19 protein-coding genes and 5 tRNA genes are annotated in these 17979 nt (G+C 42.7%); 7 read left to right on the forward strand and 17 right to left on the reverse strand.

Annotated features, from left to right (window positions below; all coding sequences use genetic code 11):
* Positions 1–26 precede the first annotated feature (26 nt).
* The 7 genes from clpP to QSH61_RS12275 all read right to left on the reverse strand — a co-directional run bounded on the left by clpP (position 27) and on the right by QSH61_RS12275 (position 3047).
* Positions 27–644, reverse strand: a complete 618-nt coding sequence (clpP, locus tag QSH61_RS12245; protein ID WP_010606724.1) for an ATP-dependent Clp endopeptidase proteolytic subunit ClpP — start codon at positions 642–644, stop codon at positions 27–29.
* 333 nt (positions 645–977) lie between these two features.
* Positions 978–2282 (reverse strand): trigger factor, encoded by a 1305-nt coding sequence (gene tig, locus QSH61_RS12250; RefSeq protein ID WP_010371144.1) that lies wholly within the window; start codon positions 2280–2282, stop codon positions 978–980.
* Between the two features lie 276 nt (positions 2283–2558).
* Positions 2559–2635 (reverse strand) — tRNA-Pro (locus tag QSH61_RS12255).
* A gap of 21 nt (positions 2636–2656) precedes the next feature.
* Positions 2657–2733: transfer RNA gene (locus tag QSH61_RS12260), tRNA-Pro, on the reverse strand.
* Between the two features lie 19 nt (positions 2734–2752).
* Positions 2753–2828 (reverse strand) — tRNA-His (locus tag QSH61_RS12265).
* 24 nt (positions 2829–2852) lie between these two features.
* A tRNA-Arg gene (locus tag QSH61_RS12270) sits at positions 2853–2929 on the reverse strand.
* Between the two features lie 41 nt (positions 2930–2970).
* A tRNA-Pro gene (locus QSH61_RS12275) sits at positions 2971–3047 on the reverse strand.
* Between the two features lie 419 nt (positions 3048–3466).
* Between QSH61_RS12275 and folD the strand changes: the two genes are divergently transcribed.
* Positions 3467–4321 (forward strand): bifunctional methylenetetrahydrofolate dehydrogenase/methenyltetrahydrofolate cyclohydrolase FolD, encoded by an 855-nt coding sequence (gene folD, locus QSH61_RS12280; RefSeq protein ID WP_102057141.1) that lies wholly within the window; start codon positions 3467–3469, stop codon positions 4319–4321.
* A gap of 62 nt (positions 4322–4383) precedes the next feature.
* Here the strand turns inward: folD and QSH61_RS12285 are convergent, their stop codons facing one another.
* Genes QSH61_RS12285 through prmB form a run of 3 tightly spaced genes read right to left on the reverse strand, consistent with a single transcriptional unit; the run spans position 4384 to position 6955 of the window.
* Entirely contained in the window at positions 4384–4815 is a 432-nt protein-coding gene (locus QSH61_RS12285; RefSeq protein WP_010606721.1) for a hypothetical protein, read from the reverse strand.
* Positions 4816–4874: 59 nt separating this feature from the next.
* Positions 4875–5972, reverse strand: coding sequence for a chorismate synthase (gene aroC, locus QSH61_RS12290; RefSeq protein ID WP_039497056.1), 1098 nt, complete (start codon positions 5970–5972; stop codon positions 4875–4877).
* A gap of 47 nt (positions 5973–6019) precedes the next feature.
* Positions 6020–6955, reverse strand: a complete 936-nt coding sequence (gene prmB, locus QSH61_RS12295; RefSeq protein ID WP_026000853.1) for a 50S ribosomal protein L3 N(5)-glutamine methyltransferase — start codon at positions 6953–6955, stop codon at positions 6020–6022.
* Positions 6956–7051: 96 nt separating this feature from the next.
* On the opposite strand from prmB, the gene smrB reads away from it, so the two are divergent.
* Together smrB and QSH61_RS12305 are read left to right on the forward strand one after the other, a co-directional pair.
* Positions 7052–7603, forward strand: a complete 552-nt coding sequence (gene smrB / locus QSH61_RS12300; protein WP_130163757.1) for an endonuclease SmrB — start codon at positions 7052–7054, stop codon at positions 7601–7603.
* 236 nt (positions 7604–7839) lie between these two features.
* Positions 7840–8082, forward strand: a complete 243-nt coding sequence (locus tag QSH61_RS12305) for a hypothetical protein (RefSeq protein ID WP_206471057.1) — start codon at positions 7840–7842, stop codon at positions 8080–8082.
* Positions 8083–8338: 256 nt separating this feature from the next.
* On the opposite strand, the gene QSH61_RS12310 is transcribed toward QSH61_RS12305, so the two are convergent.
* The 5 genes from QSH61_RS12310 to QSH61_RS12325 all read right to left on the reverse strand — a co-directional run bounded on the left by QSH61_RS12310 (position 8339) and on the right by QSH61_RS12325 (position 13010).
* On the reverse strand, positions 8339–8944 hold the full coding sequence (locus QSH61_RS12310) for a peroxiredoxin (RefSeq protein ID WP_010371125.1): 606 nt from the start codon (positions 8942–8944) through the stop codon (positions 8339–8341).
* 320 nt (positions 8945–9264) lie between these two features.
* The gene (gene fadR / locus QSH61_RS12315; RefSeq protein WP_010371123.1) at positions 9265–9978 is read right to left on the reverse strand and encodes a fatty acid metabolism transcriptional regulator FadR; all 714 of its coding nucleotides are present in this window, start codon (positions 9976–9978) and stop codon (positions 9265–9267) included.
* Positions 9979–10146: 168 nt separating this feature from the next.
* A complete protein-coding gene (locus QSH61_RS12320) occupies positions 10147–10854 on the reverse strand; it encodes a hypothetical protein (protein WP_248298615.1) in 708 nt (235 codons plus the stop codon).
* 185 nt (positions 10855–11039) lie between these two features.
* Positions 11040–11177, reverse strand: coding sequence for a GNAT family N-acetyltransferase (locus QSH61_RS24330; RefSeq protein WP_349237909.1), 138 nt, complete (start codon positions 11175–11177; stop codon positions 11040–11042).
* Between the two features lie 75 nt (positions 11178–11252).
* The gene (locus QSH61_RS12325; RefSeq protein ID WP_206471058.1) at positions 11253–13010 is read right to left on the reverse strand and encodes a winged helix-turn-helix domain-containing protein; all 1758 of its coding nucleotides are present in this window, start codon (positions 13008–13010) and stop codon (positions 11253–11255) included.
* Positions 13011–13155: 145 nt separating this feature from the next.
* On the opposite strand from QSH61_RS12325, the gene QSH61_RS12330 reads away from it, so the two are divergent.
* From QSH61_RS12330 to QSH61_RS12340, 3 genes are all read left to right on the forward strand, one after another.
* On the forward strand, positions 13156–14655 hold the full coding sequence (locus QSH61_RS12330; RefSeq protein WP_206471059.1) for an amidohydrolase family protein: 1500 nt from the start codon (positions 13156–13158) through the stop codon (positions 14653–14655).
* Between the two features lie 198 nt (positions 14656–14853).
* A complete protein-coding gene (gene dsbB / locus QSH61_RS12335; protein ID WP_206471060.1) occupies positions 14854–15363 on the forward strand; it encodes a disulfide bond formation protein DsbB in 510 nt (169 codons plus the stop codon).
* 12 nt (positions 15364–15375) lie between these two features.
* The gene (locus tag QSH61_RS12340) at positions 15376–15681 is read left to right on the forward strand and encodes a DUF6170 family protein (protein ID WP_017216140.1); all 306 of its coding nucleotides are present in this window, start codon (positions 15376–15378) and stop codon (positions 15679–15681) included.
* Between the two features lie 51 nt (positions 15682–15732).
* Here the strand turns inward: QSH61_RS12340 and QSH61_RS12345 are convergent, their stop codons facing one another.
* Positions 15733–16041 carry a ComEA family DNA-binding protein gene (locus QSH61_RS12345; RefSeq protein WP_206471061.1) on the reverse strand — a complete coding sequence of 103 codons (309 nt, stop codon included), beginning with the start codon at positions 16039–16041 and terminating at the stop codon, positions 15733–15735.
* Between the two features lie 271 nt (positions 16042–16312).
* Here QSH61_RS12345 and QSH61_RS12350 point away from each other — a divergent pair, with 271 nt between their 5' ends.
* Positions 16313–16627, forward strand: a complete 315-nt coding sequence (locus QSH61_RS12350; protein ID WP_010606713.1) for a YebG family protein — start codon at positions 16313–16315, stop codon at positions 16625–16627.
* Positions 16628–16721: 94 nt separating this feature from the next.
* Here QSH61_RS12350 and QSH61_RS12355 read toward each other — a convergent pair whose 3' ends face one another.
* The gene (locus tag QSH61_RS12355) at positions 16722–17912 is read right to left on the reverse strand and encodes an amino acid aminotransferase (protein ID WP_010606712.1); all 1191 of its coding nucleotides are present in this window, start codon (positions 17910–17912) and stop codon (positions 16722–16724) included.
* Between the last annotated feature and the right edge of the window lie 67 nt (positions 17913–17979).

Here is a 17979-nt window from a genome sequence, read left to right on the forward strand (position 1 = left end):
AATTCAATTCATCGGCTAATTCATAATCACTTAAGCTCTCGACGAGAGTGAACCGCATCAATCAGACCATATTCTAACGCTTGATCTGCAGTCATAAAGTTGTCTCGGTCTGTGTCATGCGCAACCACATCATAAGGTTGACCGGTGTGATCCGCCATTAAGCGATTCAATTTTTCTTTGATCGCCAAGATTTCGCGGGCGTGAATTTCAAAATCAGAAGCCTGACCTTGGAAACCACCTAAAGGTTGGTGGATCATCACACGCGAGTTCGGCAAGCAATAACGTTTACCTTTAGCACCGCCAGATAGCAAAAATGCTCCCATACTCGCAGCCTGACCAACACAAACCGTACTAACGTCAGGCTTGATAAAGTTCATCGTGTCGTAGATTGACATTCCAGCAGTCACAGAACCACCTGGCGAGTTGATATACAAGAATATATCTTTGTCAGGGCTTTCTGATTCTAAGAACAGCATCTGCGCCACAATTAGATTGGCCATATGGTCTTCGACTTGACCTGTTAAGAAAATAATACGGTCTTTTAACAGTCGTGAGTAAATATCATAAGAACGCTCGCCTTTAGCCGTTTGCTCCACGACCATAGGTACTAACGCATTGATTGGATCGATCATACCATCATTCATGTTTTTTATTCCTTATTAGCACAGAATCTATTGCCTATTCGCAGCAACTTTCATTGGACTTAGCGCGGTCCATAAAAACATTCTGTGATCGGTGTTTAGGCTAATACTTTTTTGAGCGAATTGAAACGAGTAGATATAACTGTATCAGTAATACTCAACGAAACCTGACTCGTAAAATAAGTATAGCTAATAAAATAAGCCATGCCTCAAGATATAAGTACTTAATGCTTCAATATCAAGGCTTAAAAACAAAAATGGCCCGAATTCTCTATTAGAGTAACTCGAGCCATTTAAACTTCAGCTTAGCTGTAAGTCAATGATTTCTTCAAAGACTTATTGAGCAGCCTGTGGATTCATGATGTCGTCGAATGACTTTTCAACATCAGAAACAGATGCAGCAGCAAGTACAGCTTCAACTGCTAGCTCTTCCATCGCAACGTTGCGCATTTGCTGCATTAGTTGATCGTTTGCTTTGTAGTATGCCACTACTTCACTTGGATCTTCGTATGCAGAAGCAACTGTGTCGATTAGTTCAGCAACTTTATCTTCATCAACTTTGATGTCGTTCGCTTTGATCACTTCACCTAGTAGTAGGCCAGTTTTCACGCGAGTTACTGCTTGCTCGTGGAATAGCTCAGCTGGAAGCTCAGGCATGTTTTGTGCGTTGCCACCAAAACGTTGTGCAGCTTGTTGACGAAGTGCATCGATTTCTTGGTCGATTAGTGCTTTTGGCACTTCAACTTCGTTAGTTTCTAGAAGACCTTTGATAGCTTGATCTTTCACGTTAGCTTTAACCGCTTGGTTTAGCTCACGCTCCATGTTCTTCTTAACTTCTTCTTTAAGTGCGTCAACGCCGCCTTCAGCAACACCAAACTTAGTTGCGAACTCGTCAGTTAGTTCAGGAAGCTCTTGAACTTCAACTTTCTTCACAGTGATTGTGAATTGAGCCGCTTTACCTTTTAGGTTTTCAGCGTGATATTCTTCAGGGAAAGTTACGTCAGAAACAACTTCTTCACCTGCTTTTTTACCAACGATACCGTCTTCGAAACCTGGGATCATACGACCTTGACCAAGCTCTAGAGGGAAGTCTTCAGCTTTACCGCCTTCGAACTCTTCACCGTCGATTGTACCAACGAAATCAACCGTTACACGGTCTTTTTCGCCAGCTGCAGCATCACTCTCAGTCCAAGAAGCGTGTTGCTTACGAAGCGTTTCAAGCATGTTCGCTAGGTCTTCATCAGTGACAGAAACTGCAGGCTTCTCAACCGCAATTTTGTCTAGATCTTTAAGCTCAACTTCTGGGTATACTTCAAAAGTTGCATCGAATTCTAGATCTTTACCCGCTTCTAGTGACTTAGGAGCAAAAGATGGTGCGCCTGCAGGGTTGATTTTCTCTGCAATGATTGCTTCGATATAGTTACGCTGCATCAGATCGCCAGCAACTTCTTGACGTACAGCCGCGCCGTAACGCTTAGTGATGATTGACACTGGAACCTTACCAGGGCGGAAGCCATCGATACGCTGTGTTCTTGACAGTTGTTGTAGGCGTTTTTTAACTTCAGTCTCAACGTTCTCTGCAGGAACGGTGATGGTCAGACGGCGCTCAAGGCCTTGAGTCGTCTCAACAGAAACTTGCATGATTTACCTCAATCTTCATTTTTGGGCGACAAAGCGCCTTCCTTACTAACAAGACAACCATCATGCTTTTATGGGCCTTCGGCTAAATTGCCAAACTCTCCGTTGCATGTGACGCTTGTTGCCTGCCCTACGGGCACTACGTTAATTAATAGACGCGGCATTATAACCTATTCAACGACGGAGTCGAGCAATCAGGTTAAATAATTAGGCATATTGGTGCTAATTGATTAAAAGTTAGTAAATTTGAAATAAAGGACTGAAATACTAGAGAGAAAGTGGTCGGCGATGCAGGATTTGAACCTGCGACCCCTTGGACCCAAACCAAGTGCGCTACCAAGCTGCGCTAATCGCCGAACATATATATTTTGTAGAAGTGGTCGGCGATGCAGGATTTGAACCTGCGACCCCTTGGACCCAAACCAAGTGCGCTACCAAGCTGCGCTAATCGCCGACTGATTTTGGCATGTAGATGGGGCGACTGATGGGACTTGAACCCACGACAACCGGAATCACAATCCAGGGCTCTACCAACTGAGCTACAGCCGCCACTACATGTGGATTAAAATAAGATGGCGCACCCTGAAGGATTCGAACCTTCGACCGACGCCTTAGAAGGGCGTTGCTCTATCCAGCTGAGCTAAGGGCGCAAACTCGTAAACATCTTCATGCTACATTCTTATTTTAAAAGTGGTCGGCGATGCAGGATTTGAACCTGCGACCCCTTGGACCCAAACCAAGTGCGCTACCAAGCTGCGCTAATCGCCGACTGTGACCTTGGAGAACTAAGAACCTTTTTATCGGTGAGTCCTCGTTGGCAACGGGGTGCATAATAGTGATTTGCCCGAAGTAGGTCAAATATTTTTTTTAGTTTTTGTTTCAACTGCCTAATTTTGCCACAAATTGTTGATAAAACAGCTGACTTAAACAATTTTTGAGCGGTTCTTGTAGAACAGATCATGAAAACCTTTGCTTTTACGCAATGCAAACTTGGCGGGCTGGCTGTTTTTTGAGAAAATAGCGGGCAAATGTCCTCCTTTGTTGTAACTAAAGGGACATATAAATAGAGCGACCCCATTTTCATCTTTATTAAGCAATCATTTCATCAATACATGAAAGTGCTTGTATAGAAGAATTTAAAGGCTCTATCATCGTTCAAGTTTTTTAACCCTTAATATAGGTCAATCATGACGGCAAACATCATTGATGGCAAAGCTATCGCGAAACAAGTTCGTTCTACTGTTGCACAACGAGTTCAAGACAGACTAGCGCAAGGCCTAAGAGCGCCTGGCTTGGCTGTGGTATTAGTAGGCCAGGATCCCGCGAGCCAAGTTTATGTTGGTTCAAAGCGTAAAGCCTGTGAAGAAGTCGGATTTGTTTCTAAATCTTTCGACTTACCAGGTGACACAAGCGAAGAGCAATTACTTGCGCTTGTTGATGAGCTTAATGCAGATCCTGAAGTTGATGGGATCTTAGTACAATTGCCGCTACCTGAAGGCCTAGACGCAGAAAAAGTGTTAGAGCGTATTGATCCTCATAAAGACGTCGACGGCTTTCACCCATATAACGTAGGTCGTCTTGCCCAAAGAATGCCAGCACTGAGACCTTGTACGCCAAAAGGGATCATCACCCTACTCGACTCTACCGGTGTGCGTTATAAAGGCATGCATGCTGTTGTGGTTGGTGCTTCAAACATCGTTGGTCGTCCTATGTCGCTAGAACTATTACTTGCCGGTTGTACTACAACCGTTTGCCATAAATTTACGCAAGACTTGGAGGCTCACGTTCGTCGCGCCGATCTATTAGTTGTGGCGGTTGGTAAACCTGAGTTTATTCCAGGCGACTGGGTTAAAGAAGGCGCGATTGTCATCGATGTAGGCATTAATCGCTTAGAATCTGGCAAACTGGTAGGTGACGTGCAATACGACATCGCAGAACAAAACGCGAGCTTTATTACCCCAGTGCCAGGTGGTGTGGGCCCAATGACCGTCGCAAGCTTAATCGAAAATACGCTAGAAGCGTGTGAAAAATATCACAGCTAAACGCTGTTAGTTTATAGCTGTAATAAAAGCCTCAGTTGAGGCTTTTATTATTTTAAGCCTCACTAACTCATTAGCGTGTCCTTGTTCGCTTTGTTTTCTTCCTGAGTTACCGCTTCTCTCATCGCTTCTTGTAAGGCAGCCATCCGCTCTTCTAATTCTTCAGGTGAAATTTTTCCCTCAGCCGCAAGCTTTTCAAGTTCTGCCATTTTCTCTTTTAATTCGTCTATTTTCTCTTTATTTGCCCCTAAGCGGCTAAACATTACCGCTTCTCTCATTTTTTCTAGAAATGACTGATTACGCTCCACCACTTCATATTTATATGGCTCGTCGGCTTTATTATCCAGTACAGGGGATGATTGGGTTGCGATGTTAGCAGCCGCGACATAGTCTTGCTCCTGCGCAGCGGTATTAGCTCGTTTAGTTTGGGCAAGGCTTTGCTGCTCTGAAACGGACTCAGTGGTACGAATTGCGGAGTGGGTTTGGTAAGTGATCATGATTGCTCTCCTTGATTTGTCCAAGAAAAGCAATCACTGTGCCAGAATTAGCTTACTGGCTAGATATGACCAGGAATTGGCTTATGCGGCAAATTGACGTCTTGGTTTTGACCACGGTGACGTAATAAGTGATCCATGAGCGTAATAGCCAACATAGCTTCTGCGATTGGAATGGCACGAATACCAACACAAGGATCATGGCGACCCTTCGTCACAACTTCTTGCGGTTGGTTGTGGGTATCAATACTCTGTCCTGGTACCGAGATACTTGATGTCGGTTTTAGCGCAATTGATGCGATAATATCTTGCCCTGTAGAAATACCCGCTAAAACGCCGCCTGCATGATTAGAGGTAAAACCCTGTGGCGTTAGCTCATCTCTATGCTCCGAGCCCTTTTGCTCAACCACATCAAAGCCATCACCAATCTCTACGCCTTTTACGGCATTAATGCTCATCAAGGAGTGCGCTATCTCAGCATCCAAACGGTCAAACACTGGCTCACCTAAACCAACAGGCACATTTTTCGCCACGACTTTTACCTTTGCGCCGACTGAATCACCTTCTTTTTTCAGCGTACGCATATATTCATCTAGCGCCTCTAGCTTAGATTCATCGGGAAAGAAAAATGGATTGGTTTCAACGGCTGACCAATCATAATGCTCGGCTTTAATCGGGCCTAATTGAGAAAGACAGGCGTTGATTTCGATGCCATGGACTTGCTTGAGATATTTTTTCGCGATTGCCCCTGCTGCAACTCGAATGGCAGTTTCACGTGCCGACGACCTACCACCACCGCGATAATCTCTATGTCCGTATTTGTGCCAATAGGTATAGTCGCCGTGACCCGGACGGAACAAGTCTTTGATGTTTGAGTAATCTTTTGAACGTTGGTCGGTATTTTCAATCAACAATCCAATGCTCGTACCTGTGGTCTTGCCTTCAAACACACCCGAGAGAATTTTTATCTCATCGCCCTCTCGGCGCTGTGTTGTGTAGCGGCTTTGACCTGGTTTACGTCTATCTAAATCGATTTGTAAATCAGCTTCAGTGATCTCAAGCCCTGGTGGTACACCATCCACCACGCCACCAAGCGCGGCGCCATGGCTTTCACCAAAGGTCGACACCTTAAATAATTGGCCAATGCTATTGCCTGCCATCGTTTTTCCTCATTCCTAAATAGACGATAGAGAGCATTGGCTCCCTATCAGTTTTTAAAGTATTCCAATAGTTGTTGTTTGGATACGACAAAGACCCCTAAACCACCATGCTCAAAGTCTAACCAAGTAAATGGCGCTTCAGGAAATTGCTGCTCCATATGTACCATAGAATTGCCAACTTCGACAAATAACAAACCATCATCATTTAGATGATCGGCCGCTTCTGCCAGTAGTGTGCGGGTCACATCAAGGCCATCTTCTCCTGACGCCAAGCCAAGCTCTGGCTCATGGTGGAACTCCTCTGGCAGATCTGACATATCTTCTGCATCAACATAAGGAGGGTTCGCTACGATTAAATCGTACTTTTGACCCGGTACACCACTAAATACATCAGATTGGATAGCAAAGACTCTGTCTTGCATCATATGCTGATTGATATTGTGATCAGCCACTTCTAAGGCTTCAAAAGAAATATCGACTGCGTCTACTTGTGCGCGCTCAAAAGCTTTGGCCAATGCAATCGCAATACAACCAGAACCCGTACACATATCTAAAATACGCGTTACTTTATTCGGTGCAGCTACCCAGGGGGCAAAATGTTTTGCGATTAACTCTGCAAATGGTGAGCGTGGTACTAATACGCGCTCATCAACATAAAACGGCATACCAGCAAACCAAGCTTGATTGGTTAAGTAGGCGACGGGAATACGCTGCTCAATACGTGCTTTGATAAACTCCATCAGATGCGCTTTTTCACTTTGTGTCATACGCGCATGCATGATTTCTTTGGGAGCATCAATTGGCATATGCAGCACCGGAAGCACTAAACTGACCGCTTCGTCCCAAGGATTATCCGTACCATGACCAAAAAACACCTCGTTACTCACAAACTGGCTCGCTGTCCAGCGTACCCAGTCCTGAATGGTATGTAAGTCTTGAAAGGCTTCAACGGCCATTTCTTCGGTAATAAGTGGTTGCGACATTTCCGTCATGATGACTCTCTAAAGATCAAACTATATGGCGCTATTGTAGCGGTTTTTAAGCTAGGTTTTTATGCTTTTTTTATTTAAAATGCCATCATGAACAGAGAATCTAACACTAATGCTGACCTAAATGACGATTTCGCGATGTTTCGTGAGTCTTTGAATGGTGTAAAACCCCTCAAACAAGATCAGGTGCAGCTCAAACAAAAGAAAAAAATTCAGAGCGTTGAGCTGAAGCAACAAGTCAAGCAGCAGCAATCTGAGTTTTACTTTTCTGACGAGTATATTCCTGATATTGATACCTCGGGAACCATTAATTTCGTAAAGCCCGGAGCTGATCGCTATTTAGCAAAGCAGCTAAGGCGTGGTGACTACGCGCCCGAACTCATCTTAGATTTACACGGACTAAATAAAGAAACGGTAAAACAAGAACTGGCAGCATTAATTCATGCTTGTAAGAAACAGCATATTGCTTGTGCGTGCGTGGTGCATGGAATTGGTGAGCGTGTGCTTAAACATAAAGTACCGCAGTATCTTGTCCAGCATCCAGATATACTGGCGATGCACCAAGCACCTTTAGAATATGGCGGTAAAGGGGCGGTATTAATCTTGGTTGATTTACCTGATGACCCTAACTTTGGCCGTTAATTCGGCCCAAACCTTGTTTTTCATCCTTTCTTACTTCGCTTAATCCAGCCTTAATAAATTTAACTAAATCTTAGCCATTTCACCCATTCTGCACTGGTCAAATTCACCACCCCATTAACTCCCCTATGCCAAGAAAAAATTAAAATACATAAAAATCAATAAGATAAAATTTAAATTCATTTTGGCACAACCTTTGTAATAGTTATTGCGACTAACAAATTACAAGGAAACTTATTATGACTACTTTAGCGAAAATCACCATGACCACTTTACTGTTTACAGCAAGCATGACAACACCAGCTGCAGAAATTGATGCTTCATTACTTCAAGAAGTAAAAACCAAAGTAACGCAAGCTATCACTGAGTCAATCAAAGCGAATCTAGAAGAAATAAAAATTGAGACCAAACAGTCTTTAGAGAAAGCGTTTCAAACAACCAATAACAACGAGCAAGAAAAAAAGGAAGAGACTAATGATTAATGAACTCGAATTTCTGAGTCTGCTCGCAACTCCCGTGATCAGTTTATTTGCCGCTTACCTAAGCATTCAACTGATAAAATCACTGGGTCAGTTTATCAACTTTAACTAGCATGGCACTTGCTAAAGTAGGCAAGGTAGCCGAGTAGTCAAAGTTTTACCCTGAGAAAGCTATTGAGGTATCAGTAGCCATTAAAAAACCCGCCAATTGGCGGGTTTCTTTTTGATATCAGCGAGATATCACAAAGTCGACACTAAATTATAGTGCGCCTTCGTTTTCAGATAGGAACTTAGCAACACCTTCAGGGCTTGCATCCATACCTGCTTTACCTTCAGTCCAACCAGCTGGACATACTTCACCGTGCTCTTCGTGGAATGCTAGTGCATCAACCATGCGAAGCATTTCGTCGATGTTACGGCCTAGTGGTAGGTCGTTAACTACTTGGTGACGTACATTACCTTCAGCATCGATTAGGAAAGAACCACGGAAAGCAACACCAGCTTCTGGGTGCTCAACGTCGTATGCTTGACAGATTTCGTGCTTAACATCAGCGATTAGATCGTATTTAACTTGACCGATACCGCCTTCGTTTACTGGAGTGTTACGCCATGCGTTGTGTGAGAATTGAGAATCGATAGAAACACCGATCACTTCAACACCACGCTTTTGGAACTCTTCGTAACGCTTGTCGAACGCGATTAGCTCTGAAGGACAAACAAACGTGAAGTCTAGTGGGTAAAAGAAAACAACCGCTTTTTTACCTTTAATACGCTCGTGCAGGTTGTAGCTATCTACGATCTCACCGTTACCTAGTACTGCTGCTGCTGTAAAGTCTGGTGCCTTGCGGCCTACTAATACACCCATTTTTATCTCCAATAGTTAGGTTTATTTCCAATCTTATTTGGTATCTCGTGTCGAGACCAAAATATCTTGTTCATAATATTGTGGCGTGCTTATGAAAAAACAACCCTAGCTAAATTCATAACCAAAGTCTCTTTGTCATTCTCACCGCCAAAAACTGCGCCTAGTGTATTTGGCAAGCGCCATAATTAACAATCGAATTTACCGATAGCACCAATCTATAAATTCGATGAGACAAAAATGCCTCCGCTCAAAATGCCATTCGGAGATCAAAAAAGGCTTCACGAAGAAGCCTTTTTAAAATGTCTATCACTCAGTGGACATTAGTCCATGATATTTTCAGGCATATCACCGCGGATCTGCTGCCAAATTTCACCCGATTGGTGACCATACTTACGCATCAATGAAATAGCACCATCGTGTTCTTGATTTTCTGCCAGTTTGGTTAAATCTGCATAGAACTGTCTCGCCAGTCCTCGTGTTCTTGAATCAGAAAAGTAATGGCAACCAATTTTTGAGTATAAACCTCTGAAGCCATTTAAAATAAGCACATAAATTTTGTTTTGCCCAGCACCTGCCAGCTCATGGTGAACTTGGTAGTCATAATCGGCAAACGCTTCTGCGGTGTCTTCTAGCTCTTCATGCTTAGACAAAATATCGATAACACGCTGCGGATTGAATTTTATCGCCGCACGCGTATAGATAGCACTAATATTGGTACGCGCAGACAGCAGCTGATCGGTCAACTCAGGCATCTTATCTTCATCAAGACGCGCTAAAGTTTCTAATATATTAAGCCCTGACGTTTCCCAAAAGTTATTCACCCGGGTTGGCTTACCATGTTGGATAGTCAACCAGCCATCACGAGCTAGCCTTTGTAATACTTCGCGCAGTGTTGTTCTTGTTACACCAATGAGTTCAGAAAGCTCACGCTCAGCAGGTAGAATGGATCCCGGAGGGAATTCGCCGTTCCAAATTGACTCAACAATATATTCTTCAGCAAATCCAGCTGGGCTCTTGGCTTTGAAAATTCTCATCTCACACCACTTTATTATTACATCAATGCCTTGATTGGCAGGTTGTGCTTGTTAATCCACTGATTGTACCAGATGAAGCTCAACTAACAAGCTACAAATCACCCTAGCTGAAAATAGCCATGTTTAATGCAGATGAGATTGTTACGCGGTGTGAGACTTAGAACTCACTTAAGGCGATATAGACTTGGCCATAACAGGCTCATCTTCGCTCAACACTGAGCTGTTAATGTAAACAAATTGCTCCTCATCAGACCATCCTGCCTCTGCTTTCATTTTGTATAACTCAAATGCTTCGTAGTACGGATCGGTATCGTATTCGTTTTCTACCATCGCCCATGCTATCCAATGCGAAACGGTATAATCGCAACCTGCCAATTGGTATAGCGGCTCACTTAAAAAGAAAAGTGCTTCGTAACCTTCTCCACCACAGTGTTTCTTGATAATTTCAGACAGTGCATCATCTAAATGTATGGTGGGTGGATCCGCATTTTTAAACACTTCACACCTTAGCGTTTCACTGCCTCGATAAACACGACATTTCTCAGTGGAAGACTTTTCTCTATTTAACTCAATAAGTGCTTGATCGCCGAATGCTTGAAGCACAATCTCTATATTTTCATTGAGTTGATTTAGCTTGCTTAAGAGTGTTTCATCATCAGTATCTGTAGATTGCGGACACACTTTTCTGACTTCTTTCACTCTTTTAAGTATTCGCTTGCCATTTGGAAATATTGAAAAGCAGGCTTCGAGCTTTTCATCATCTAGTTTCCATATGTCGAAATGAAGAGCATAATCCTCCCTGATATCAGGCATTGAGTCAGTCGACTCTCCTAATACTTCTCTCCACTTCCTTTGCCAATGTTGTTGATTGCTCATATTGTTTTATGTTTATTACGCCGCAACAGCGGTAAATTATAGTGAAGTATTTTTGTATAGAAAGGCGGAGCTAACACAAAAATGCGTAACAGCGCTTTGCCCGCTAATTGCAATGTGATGCACACTGATTGCTCGTGAGAGAGGTAAGTATATGATCTTCCCATTTACCGGCAATTTTAAGGTACTCATGCGCCAACCCTTCTTTTACAAAAACCCAAACGGTTTAGTAATTTTTCTGACCCCAAATTATAAGCCATGTAGTTTGCCATTATGCGATGAAGTTTTAATGTGTGAAAAGCATAATCAATAGCAGTATTGCACATATTGAAAACACCAAAAAAATTCGCTCCCTATTTTTAAATCACATAGCGAACTTTATACCTGAGTAACCAAACGTATTAGAGCTCGTTTTGTCTGCTTTCAAGCTTATTCAGCCATGCTTGTTTAAATTCGTGGTCTGATGTCAAAGCGAGATAAAGATCCGTAGCAAAAAAACTATCATTGTAGTCGGGTAACCAACCTGTGTTGAGCAGCTGCGTTAGCGCTTGTTTCGTTTCTGCTACGTCATTGTTAAGTGCAAACCAGTAAGGAGATAACGCTGCATCTAGCTGATTTCCTTGGTTAAGGTATTGTGCCAACAACTGTGTTACTCGCTTAAGCTTGCTTTGTTCACCTGTACGTTTCAGCATCAGGGCATAAGTAAGGTATTGCCCTACATTACCTGCCTCTGGCAATTTAAGCGCCGCGATATCAGCAAAATGCTGTTCAAAAAGTGTTAGCGCAGGTTGTATTCTCTGCTGTGCAAGTAAAGCAAGAATATAAGGCATCACATAATGATTACCCTTTGAGTCGAGCTCGTATCGCTGTTTTAAGAGTTCTTCGGCCTTTTCGAAATCGCCTTGTCGCCATGCGATCCCAGATTCAACATAGAGTCTAAATGCTGTAGAAATTGAACCTAAATTTGCGGCTTGCTGATATTTTTCCTCAGCTTCTTCTGCTCGCCCTAAACTCAATAACACCAATATGTGGCTCAACTGCTGCGCGGGGTACAATTTACTATGACTGATGTGATTGTTGCGGTACCACAGCAAATATTGGCTTGCTCTATTCTGGTTAAGCGGATAAAAGTCTAGCGCATAGAGCGGATTGTTCTTGGTGTGAGGGGCTACGGCAACGCTACGATCAAAATATTTTCGAGCGAGTACTAACTCTCTAAAATTCAAATAGGCATAGGCTAACCCTCGGATAATAACCGCATCGTTTGGTGCTAACTGATACGCTTGTTTATGCGCAGCAATTGCATCGGATATTTTGTGTTGGTCCCGAAGAAATCGACCGTACCAATGCCATAGGCGAGCATGCTTGGTTGAGAGCTCAAATCCGCGCTTAAAATAATTCTGTGCTTGCTCAATTTCATTCTCCATCACCGCAAAGCGTGCAAGAGAGGTTATCACTTCAATATTTGTATCATCTAAGATCCGTGCTTTTTCTAACAATGGCCGACATAAAGCAAGCGATTCATACTCTGACACCGCGCCATATACGCTTAGCCCCATAAAGACATTGCACAAGCCACTAAGTGCCTCGACATTATCACTTTGTTTAGATAACACTTGTTGATAAATCGTTTTCGCTCGCGCTAACTCTTCCACCGCTGTACTTTGGGATAGGTGTGTGGCAAGAGTGATCTCATCAAAGTACGGGTTGTTTTGTGTCTTGTGCTTTTGATCAGTTTGAATATAAAAAGCAAAAAAAGCGATGAGAGCGAGCAACGTAATGATGACACCAAGCAGCCAAATTCGCTTTTTGCTCACAGGCATCACAGCCGCTTTATGCTCTCTAAGCGCAATGTTTGGATGAATGCGGTAGCCTTGAGCTGATATTCTTTCTATGTATTCTTCGTGTTGCGGATCTGTGTTTAAAATCTTTCTTAACTGCGCAACAGCTTGATAGACCGAATTGTCAGACACCACCTTCGGGTGCCAAACTAACTCGACGAGGGTATCAATACTCAGAGGCTCAGGTTTCGCATCGACCAGCACCAACAGTAATTTCATCACTTTTGGGGTGACGGTATATTCACGGCCAGTCGGATACTCCACAATCTGGTTCAATTTAGGCACGACAAGCCAATTTCCCAAAAGCAAATTTTTCAACCCACGAACACCTTACATTATTGATTGTTATAGTTTTAATTAAATTAAGAAAAATTTCAGAGTTAATTTATATGAAAATTAAAACACAAAGTACCTCGCCAGTTATGCTCGAAGGCATCTAATACGACACTAACTGGTTTTCATTATGAAAAAACAAACATTAATATTTGCGGCCTGTTGCGCCCTGTCTTCTCATGCATTATTTGCAGCAGTGGACCTTCGTATCGACAATGCTACCATTTTAAATCCTATTGATAAGCACCAAGTCAATATCATTTCCAATCATTGGCTCGCCATCCAAGATGGCAAAATTATACAAGTCTCTGACTCAAGTCAAAAACCGGATGCAGCACAGGTCATTGATGCTCATGGTCAATACCTCATACCAGGGTTAACCGATAGCCATGTCCACCTAAAAACAATGCCGGGATTGCTTAACACTTCCCCTAAAGCTCGCCAAATGCAGGCAGCATTTTTACAACGGCAAGGCGCTAATTATCTTTACTATGGCGTCACGCAAGTTATTGACCCGTCAAACACTGCAACCGGCATGACCGAATTTACAGCAAATGGCCCCGCACCCGACGCCTACTTTTGTGGCGCGATGCCGGTTTACCAAGGGTATAATGCTGAAGGCCTTAGTTACTCAAAGCTACATCAACATAAACCCTACTTTGCTGCACAACACGGCGATCCTGCTTATGAGCTGACGCCATCTCAAGCACACGCTCACCAAGGAGCTCAGCCCTTGACGCGAATGAAATCTGACGGTGCAACTTGTGCCAAACTGTACTTTGAAGATGGCTTTGGAGAAAACAGTGCTATACCGCTTATTAACCAAGAAACTGCTAAACAATTAGTCGAGTCCGCAAACTCATTGAAGTTACCCGTAATGGCACATGCGAATGCCGTTGATATGCAACAACTTGCTGTAGATGCCAATATCAACGTTATGGCGCATGGACTTTGGAACTGGTTATCGCCAAATACAGCCCCTAGCGAAAGCGAACTGCCAACCAATGTAAAAGCTGTGCTGGATACCATCATCGAAAAAGGCATCGCATATCAAGCCACATTAAATGTGATGAATGCTCTGGCGAAAGTGACTGACAACACTTTTACCTTCTCCTCTGAATATCGTACCGTATTACCTCCGTTTCAAATTGCTTGGTATCAAAGTGAACCTGGTCGCTGGTTTTCTCGAGAAATGGGTCAAGGCTGGGGTGAAATAAGTAATCAACAAAAGGTCGCTAAACTTGAGCAAGTTTTCTCACAAGGGCAACGAGCACTAAATTATCTATATAAAAATGGCGCAACCTTGCTGCTTGGCTCAGATACGCCACCCGCACCAACTTATGTCTCGCAACCTGGCTTATCGACTTATCAAGAATTAACGATGATGGATCAAGCCGGAGTAGGCCTCGTTAGCTTGCTATCTGCTGCTACCATTAATAATGCGAAAGCATTTGCAATAGACAACCAGTACGGCAGTATCGCAGCTGGAAAAGTGGCAAATCTATTACTTTTAAATAGTAACCCTTTGCAGTCAGTCGCGGCTTATAACGATATTGAATATGTTATCTTACATGGCTCCGCCTTTGAGCGTGCGACTTTTCATATCGATGCCCTCGAGAAAAGTGAATGAGTAAATACGTTAGAATAGAAATGCTGATAATGTCGGTCTCACTTCAATTGACTTAATCAAGTGGTCTGTTTTGATATTTTCGAACTTCTGCAGGTAACAAGAGTCGAAAAATCGTTGCAAAGATAGCGCACACTGCGAAGTAAGGTTGCTCTAACGCGGCCAGATAAAGCATAATAAAACAAAAAGGGTTTCTCTATAATGAAGATTTCATCTTTTCATCTCTCTAGGCAATCTTGGGGATTGCTAGCACTATCCGCTGCTATTTTTGAAGCCGCTGCACTGTATTTCCAATACGGTATGGGTTTAGAGCCCTGTATTATGTGCATCTATCAGCGTTTTGCTATGTTGGGGTTATTAGCAGCTGGTTTAATCGGTATGACTTCTCCTCGCTCATTCGCGCTGCGTAGTCTGGCATTTGTTTCGTGGGGTGTAGGCAGTATTTGGGGTTATTTTATCGCCCGTGAACATATCAGTATGCAAACCACAACGGATCCATTTGCTTTTACCTGTGACTTTGTACCAAACTTTCCTGCGTTTATGCCGCTGCATGAATGGCTACCAAGCTTTTTTGCTGCAACAGGTGACTGCGGCAACATAGATTGGTCTTTTGCAGGATTATCTATGCCTGGATGGATGGAAATTATCTTTGCATTTTATAGTGTTGCATTTATTCTTTTCTTATTTTTCCACGTTACCAAAAGAAGTTGAGATATCACATTCATGCATTTTAGGTTAAGCCAAATTGAGCAACTGAGAGCGTTTAAATTACGTGACAAGCAGATGATCTTACGTCTTGCACTTAGCCACCTTGATGCAAAAACAAAGGTCGTGTTAAGAATAGCCAAGTTGCTACTGCTCACACCATTTTTTGCCTCATTGGTCGTATTTGAAGGCTGGCTGTTATTACCTGTCTTATTGGTAGCAGGACTAATTTATCCGCTACTGACCACACCACTGGAAATACAGTTTGGCAAACCCAAGTTAGCTCAGGCAATCGCTGAGTTTAACGCCTCGAATAAGCCCTAATCTTTAATTTACCTGTGTGCGAGCAGCTAAGCTCGCACACAATAACTACGACTAGACTCTAATTTTCCCCTCCAGTTTTGCCAATATTCCTTTCCCAATTCCTTTTACTTCCAGCAACTCCGTTGTTGTTTTAAAGCGCCCCATTTTCTTGCGGTACTCTACGATGGCTTCAGCTTTACGAATACCAATCCCTGGTAAACTTGAAAGCGCCGAAGCGTCAGCAGAATTAATATCGAGTACAGCACTTTGCTGCTGTGTTTGAAAGACTGACTTTGCTTGCTCCGCAGGTTTTGCGAGCACGCTTGAACAGCTTAAACCTAACGCCAATAAAATAGAAAGTATGGTGGGTTTATTGAACATATATACACTCCTTGTGCGTAAAAAGTATCCAAAGCTTTTTGCATTCCTCTCAATGGATGATTGCAGCAAGCTTTTTAAATAAAGATTGGAATATTGACTTTGTCAAAAAACATTCATTCTTTCAAAAATCAAAATAAACATTAAGCTTTTGTTTTTAATGAATTTAATTAATTCTACTTCACTCAACAGCACTTGAAAAATTTTCAAAATAACTTGCTTAATCACTCGATTCGATTTACTGTATAAAAAAACAGTGACTAGGGGAATAACCATGGCCGTTATCATCAAATATGTTGTTGAAAGAAATGGAGTCGAGCGTATGACTTTCACGTCTAAAAAAGAAGCTGATGCTTATGATAAGATGCTAGATGTAGCTGAAGCATTGGAAGACATGCTAACGAAAGTTGACGTGCCGCTAAGTGAACAACAAGTTGAATCCCTAGCGCTTGAAATTGCAAAACAAAAAGATGACTTTGTGTCTGTGTTAAAAGGTGGCAAAGTAGCACCAAAGGCCAATACCAAAAACAAATCTGAAAACGAAAAAGCGTCAGATCCAGATAAAGTGACCAAAATTAAGCAAGCCTAAATGATAATAACCACTTACTTCAGTGGGTGGTTTAGGCTGAAAATAAAAAACCGCATGTTCTGCGGTTTTTTATTTTGTGCTGTGTAGCGTGGTATTATTTAATCACGCTTGCCACTGCGTCAGCAAAGTAGTCAATATTGTCTTTGCTTACGCCAGCTACGTTAACGCGGCTAGAGCCTACCATATAGATAGCATATTCAGTGCGTAGTCTGTCAATTTGCTCTTTATTAATACCCAAGAAAGAGAACATACCGTGCTGACGGTCAATGAACGAGAAGTCTTGCTCAACACCTTTTGCAGCTAGGCTTTCTTTGATCAACGTACGTAGACCATTGATACGACCGCGCATTTCGTCAAGTTCGTCGTACCACATTTGCGTAAGTTCAGTACTGCTTAGAATGGTATTTACAATATCAGCACCGTGTGCTGGCGGCATTGAATAGATACTACGAACCACACTAAGTAATACTGAGTTTGAAACATCAGCAGTTGCACTGTCTTTTGCAATGATTGAACACGCACCGATACGCTCGCGGTATAAACCAAAGTTTTTAGAGCAAGATGAACAGATGATCATTTCATCAACTGTATCCGCAACCGTTCTAAGGCCTTGTGCATCTTCTTCAAGGCTAGTACCAAAGCCTTGGTATGCAATATCAATTAATGGCGTAAAGCCTTGCTCTTTTGCAAGTTCAGCAACCACTTTCCATTGCGCTTGATTTAAGTCCATACCACTTGGGTTATGACAACATGCATGAAGTAGTACTACATCACCTTTAGGTACTTGCTTCAGCGCATTGATCATCTCATCAAACAACAACCCTTTGTTTTCGTAGTCGTAGTAAGGATACTCTTTAACTGTTAGACCAGCTGCTTCAAATAGGCTGATGTGGTTTGCCCAAGTTGGAGTCGTAACCCAAACAGTTGCATTGGTGTTGCAACGTTTAATAAATTCGGCAGCAACACGTAATGCGCCAGTACCACCAGGTGCTTGCGCCGTACGTACGCGATTTGCCAATAATGTACTATGCTCTCCAAGTAACAGTGTTTCCATCTTTTGACAGAAGTCTAAATTACCAGCCAAACCAATATAAGATTTTGTCGTTTCGTTTTCTAAACGAAACGCTTCCGCTTTTTTAACCGCTTTAAGTACCGGCGTGTTTCCCTGCTCGTCCTTATAAACACCTACACCAAGGTCAATTTTGTTTGGGTTAGTGTCCTGTTTATAAGCGGCCATCAGGCCTAAAATAGGATCTGTTGGAAGTGGTTTTAGCTCTGAGAACATGGCTTATCTCTTTTATTTTAATTAATGCAAACTCGAGCGGCTGACGCCCGATTCCAGTAGACTTGAT

Source organism: Pseudoalteromonas sp. JC3, assembly GCF_030291895.1.
Lineage (GTDB): Bacteria > Pseudomonadota > Gammaproteobacteria > Enterobacterales > Alteromonadaceae > Pseudoalteromonas.

What these genes read in the sequence shown, in the direction of transcription:
- clpP (WP_010606724.1), bottom strand. Translation starts at nt 644, where the DNA reads ATGAATGATGGTATGATCGATCCAATCAATGCGTTAGTACCTATGGTC.
- tig (WP_010371144.1), bottom strand. Translation starts at nt 2,282, where the DNA reads ATGCAAGTTTCTGTTGAGACGACTCAAGGCCTTGAGCGCCGTCTGACC.
- folD (WP_102057141.1), top strand. Translation starts at nt 3,467, where the DNA reads ATGACGGCAAACATCATTGATGGCAAAGCTATCGCGAAACAAGTTCGT.
- QSH61_RS12285 (WP_010606721.1), bottom strand. Translation starts at nt 4,815, where the DNA reads ATGATCACTTACCAAACCCACTCCGCAATTCGTACCACTGAGTCCGTT.
- aroC (WP_039497056.1), bottom strand. Translation starts at nt 5,972, where the DNA reads ATGGCAGGCAATAGCATTGGCCAATTATTTAAGGTGTCGACCTTTGGT.
- prmB (WP_026000853.1), bottom strand. Translation starts at nt 6,955, where the DNA reads ATGTCGCAACCACTTATTACCGAAGAAATGGCCGTTGAAGCCTTTCAA.
- smrB (WP_130163757.1), top strand. Translation starts at nt 7,052, where the DNA reads ATGAACAGAGAATCTAACACTAATGCTGACCTAAATGACGATTTCGCG.
- QSH61_RS12305 (WP_206471057.1), top strand. Translation starts at nt 7,840, where the DNA reads ATGACTACTTTAGCGAAAATCACCATGACCACTTTACTGTTTACAGCA.
- QSH61_RS12310 (WP_010371125.1), bottom strand. Translation starts at nt 8,944, where the DNA reads ATGGGTGTATTAGTAGGCCGCAAGGCACCAGACTTTACAGCAGCAGCA.
- fadR (WP_010371123.1), bottom strand. Translation starts at nt 9,978, where the DNA reads ATGAGAATTTTCAAAGCCAAGAGCCCAGCTGGATTTGCTGAAGAATAT.
- QSH61_RS12320 (WP_248298615.1), bottom strand. Translation starts at nt 10,854, where the DNA reads ATGAGCAATCAACAACATTGGCAAAGGAAGTGGAGAGAAGTATTAGGA.
- QSH61_RS24330 (WP_349237909.1), bottom strand. Translation starts at nt 11,177, where the DNA reads ATGTGCAATACTGCTATTGATTATGCTTTTCACACATTAAAACTTCAT.
- QSH61_RS12330 (WP_206471059.1), top strand. Translation starts at nt 13,156, where the DNA reads ATGAAAAAACAAACATTAATATTTGCGGCCTGTTGCGCCCTGTCTTCT.
- dsbB (WP_206471060.1), top strand. Translation starts at nt 14,854, where the DNA reads ATGAAGATTTCATCTTTTCATCTCTCTAGGCAATCTTGGGGATTGCTA.
- QSH61_RS12340 (WP_017216140.1), top strand. Translation starts at nt 15,376, where the DNA reads ATGCATTTTAGGTTAAGCCAAATTGAGCAACTGAGAGCGTTTAAATTA.
- QSH61_RS12345 (WP_206471061.1), bottom strand. Translation starts at nt 16,041, where the DNA reads ATGTTCAATAAACCCACCATACTTTCTATTTTATTGGCGTTAGGTTTA.
- QSH61_RS12350 (WP_010606713.1), top strand. Translation starts at nt 16,313, where the DNA reads ATGGCCGTTATCATCAAATATGTTGTTGAAAGAAATGGAGTCGAGCGT.
- QSH61_RS12355 (WP_010606712.1), bottom strand. Translation starts at nt 17,912, where the DNA reads ATGTTCTCAGAGCTAAAACCACTTCCAACAGATCCTATTTTAGGCCTG.